This is a genomic window from Mesorhizobium sp. M7A.F.Ca.AU.001.01.1.1, assembly GCF_004022735.1.
Taxonomy (GTDB): domain Bacteria; phylum Pseudomonadota; class Alphaproteobacteria; order Rhizobiales; family Rhizobiaceae; genus Mesorhizobium; species Mesorhizobium ciceri.
On record NZ_RZPF01000647.1, the window covers coordinates 1 to 3,787 of the forward strand.

Consider the following 3,787-nt stretch of genomic DNA (forward strand, 5'->3'; position numbering starts at 1 on the left):
CCCCTCAACCGTCTCGGCGCTGCGCGCCGATCCACCTTCTCCCACAGGTGGAGAAGGAAGAGGCGCGCCATCACAGCGCCGACAGCGTCTCCGGCGGTTGAGGCGTATTGAGGACGGGCGCCGACTGGAACAGGCTGGTCATGTCCCGCAGCGTCTGCGTCGTGCGGCTGGACAGCACCGGCGGCCGTTCGGCGGCTGCATCGGCCACCGCCTGCGCGTCGCTCTTCTTCTGTGCTTCCTCGGCTTTGGCAGCGATCTCCTCGTCGACGAAGGGCTTGTCGATGCCCGGGATCGGCTTGAGGTCGATGTTCTGGTGCGCATAGACCATCAGGCGCTGCCATACCATCGCAGGCAGCGAGCCGCCGGTCATGTTCTTGGTCGGCGTGAAATCGTCATTGCCCATCCATACCGCCGCCGTGTAGTTGCCGGTGAAGCCGACAAACCAGGCGTCGCGGTAGGATTGCGTCGTGCCCGTCTTGCCGGCGACGACGATGTTGGGAAGTTGGGCCCGCCGCGCCGTGCCCATCACCGGTACTGCCGCCAGCATGGTGTTCATCGATTTCAGCGCCTGCTCCGACAACACCCGGTGTGGCGGCGGCGCATCCTTGGCGAAATCATAAACCACCTCGCCGGTGCGGGTGACGAGTTGGCTGATGCCGTGCCGGAAGCCGACGAAACCGTTGTCGGCGAACACGCTGTAGCCCGTCGCCTGGTCGATCACCGTCATGCCCGAGGTGCCCAGCACCATCGTCTTGTGCGCTTCGAGCGGCGATTCCACGCCCATCGCCTCGGCCATGGCCTTGATCGGCCCGATGCCAAGGTGATCCTTGGCCAGCCGAACCGGCACGGTGTTGATCGATTTGGCCATAGCCATGATCAGAGTTACATTGCCCGCCGATCCGCCGCTGTAATTGTGCGGCGACCAGGACCCCCAGCTGATCGGGCCGCCGGAGATGATGGAGTTGGGCGTGAAGCCGTGTTCCATCGCCGTTGCATAGACATAGGGTTTGAATGACGAGCCGGTCTGGCGCAGCGCCTTGGTGGCGCGGTTGAACTGGCTGGCGCCATAGTCGCGGCCGCCGACGATGGCGCGCACGGCGCCGTTGGTCTCGATGACGACGACGGCACCTTCGGTGACGTTGTACTCCTTGCCGAACTGGCGCAGGTGGAACTCCACCGATTCTTCCGCTGCCTTCTGGATGTTCGCGTCGAAGGTGGTGTGGGCAACAAGCGAGTGCTGGCCCGGTTTGGCGATCTTCTTGACCTCGTCGAATGCCCAGTCGAGGTAATAGTCCGGACTTTTCTGCTCGCCGCGGTCGACGACATCGGCCGGATGCAGCCTTGCCTGCAGAACCTGCCCCTCGGTCATGAAGCCGGAATCGACAAGGTTGGACAGCACCACATTGGCGCGTGCGCGCGCTGCCGGCAGGTTGATGTGCGGCGCATATTTGGTCGGCGCCTTGAACAGCCCGGCCAGCATCGCCGCCTCGGCGAGGTTCAGATCCTTGACGCTCTTGCCGAAATAGAAATCGGCGGCCGCCTCGATGCCGAACGTACCGCCCCCCATGTAGGCTCGATCGAGATAGAGCTGCAGGATTTCCTTCTTCGACAGATTGGCCTCGAGCCACAGCGACAGGAAGGCTTCCTTGATCTTGCGCTCTAGCGTGCGCTCATTGGTGAGGAACAGGTTCTTGGCCAGCTGCTGGGTTATGCTCGAGCCGCCCTGAACGACGGAATTGGCCCGCACATTCTCGAAGATGGCGCGGGAAAGGCCGAGCACATCGATGCCGTAGTGATCGAAGAAGCGGCGATCCTCGGTAGCAAGCACCGCCTTGATGACGTGATCGGGCATCTCGTCGACCGGCACGGAATCGCGCTGGATGATGCCGCGCTGGCCGATCTCGTTGCCATAGCGGTCGAGGAAGGTGACGGCGAAGTCGCCCTGGGCGCGCCAGTCGCCGGCCGTATCCTGGAAAGCCGGAATGGCCAGCGCCAGCATCACCACGATGCCGCCGGCGCCGAGCGTAAAACCTTCGCTCAACACTTCGATGATGCCACGGCGCCAGCCGTTGACGCGGAAGCGCCGCGAGAAGATCGTCGCCGATTCCCAGAACTGGCGCGCCTTGAAGCCGATCTCGTAGAGCGAGGAATCGATCCACGCGTCGAGCGCCAGCAGCCGGGCGGCGATCGGACCTCTTCTCTTGCGCGGTTCGGGACTGGCCATTCGGAATCCGGCTAGCAATTGCACGACCTGAGTACCGCAAACCGGCAATTTCAGGGCGATGCATTCCGCAAGACTATTCCTCCATTTTTCCAGCACTCACAAGGGCAGCGAAGACACAGTATCGGGTTTGTTGCTGAGGGGCGAGCCGGCTCAGGCCGGTTCGCGCTTCAGCGCCTGCGCCATGCAGTGGATGCCGCCGCCGGTCTTCGAAATCTCGCTCATGTCGACGGCCGCGACCTCGAAACCGCGGGCCTTGAGCTGGCCGATCAGCGACTGGCTGGAGGTCGGCGCGATCACCCGGTCCTTGCCCAGCGACATGAAGTTGCAGCCGAGCGCCATCGTGTCCTGGAACGGCACGTCGATGATCTCGTGGCCTTTGCCCTTCAGCCAGTCGACAATGCCGGGCTCGGTGCAGGCAAGGCAGACGGCGGTCAGTTTTTCGGCGATCGGCACCACCATCAGGTCGATATGGACGTAATATTCGTCGATGAAGGCGATGCGGGTTTCCCAGCCTTCCTTGTCGAACCAGGCCTGCACCTGGCGCGCACCTTCCTCCTGCGTGCGCGCGCCGCCGCAGCCTATCAGCACGACGCCATCCTCGATGACGTTGAAGTCGCCGCCCTCGAACGTACCAGCCGTGACCATGTCGTAGATCGGGATGCCGAGTTTTTCATAGGTGCGGATCGCGGCATAGTTCTCGCCGCGCCGCCACCAGTTGGCCATGGCGGTGATGAAGGCGCCGTAGGGCGTCATGACGCTGGAATCGCGGGAATAGACCTGCATCGGCAGCTCGGGCGTCGGCTCGTGCCAGTGGATGTTGACGCCGAAATGCTCGTAGGCGGCGACCAGGTCCTTGTGCTGTGCTTGTGCGATCTGCACGTTGCAGGGCGCCTCGCGCAGGTGCTTGCGCGACAGCGAGCTGGTCGACAGATGACGCAGGAAATTGGGCGAGCCGAGCAGGACGTCGGTCAGCACGTCGGTCTCGTTGGCAAAACCCCAGGCGGTCAGCGGCTTGGTGCCGCCGGCGGGGTTGCGGCGCTGCAGCGAAAACGGCTCGGCGACAATGCGGTCATGAACGGTCATGGGATGCTCCTCGTGAGGTGACTTGGGGGTGTCTGATTGCTCGGTATCCACCAGTCGCGTCCACGCGGGGTGGTGACATATTCTGGCCAGCGAAACCCGATCGGCGGCTCGTAGTCGCAAAGCGGTGCGATCCAGTTCGAACCGCCGATGCCGCCGCCGGTGCGGGTAACGAACTCGTCCATCGCCGCCTCGCGGGCAGTCTGGTCTTCCAGCAGGCGAAGGGCGGCAAGCGCAATCGTGCGGGAGGCGCAGGCCACCATCGGGTCGATCGTGGCCGAAATACCGCCCAGCGCATTCATCACCCAGGCTGGATAGGGATAGCCGGTCTCCGAACGCAGCGCCGGGCGGGCGACATAGAAGCGCGCCGTCGGCGTATGCCAGCTCATGTCGGTGTAATCGTCGGAGGTCGAATTGACCTGCGAGGGCGGCAGGTCGCGGCGCAGGATCGCTTCCGCCGCCTGCGGCTCGATCAGGCGCTCC

General features: G+C 63.9%; 2 protein-coding genes and 1 pseudogene. All 3 read right to left on the bottom strand.

The window, feature by feature from the left end; all coding sequences use genetic code 11:
* Nucleotides 1–70: 70 nt before the first annotated feature.
* The gene (locus EN884_RS28985; RefSeq protein WP_128360884.1) at nt 71–2,224 is read right to left on the bottom strand and encodes a penicillin-binding protein 1A; all 2,154 of its coding nucleotides are present in this window, start codon (nt 2,222–2,224) and stop codon (nt 71–73) included.
* Nucleotides 2,225–2,374: 150 nt separating this feature from the next.
* Nucleotides 2,375–3,307 (bottom strand): dimethylarginine dimethylaminohydrolase family protein, encoded by a 933-nt coding sequence (locus EN884_RS28990; RefSeq protein ID WP_013532649.1) that lies wholly within the window; start codon nt 3,305–3,307, stop codon nt 2,375–2,377.
* A pseudogene (locus EN884_RS28995) lies at nt 3,304–3,787 on the bottom strand (amidohydrolase); the annotation flags it as partial. The pseudogene EN884_RS28995 and the gene EN884_RS28990, both read right to left, overlap by 4 nt.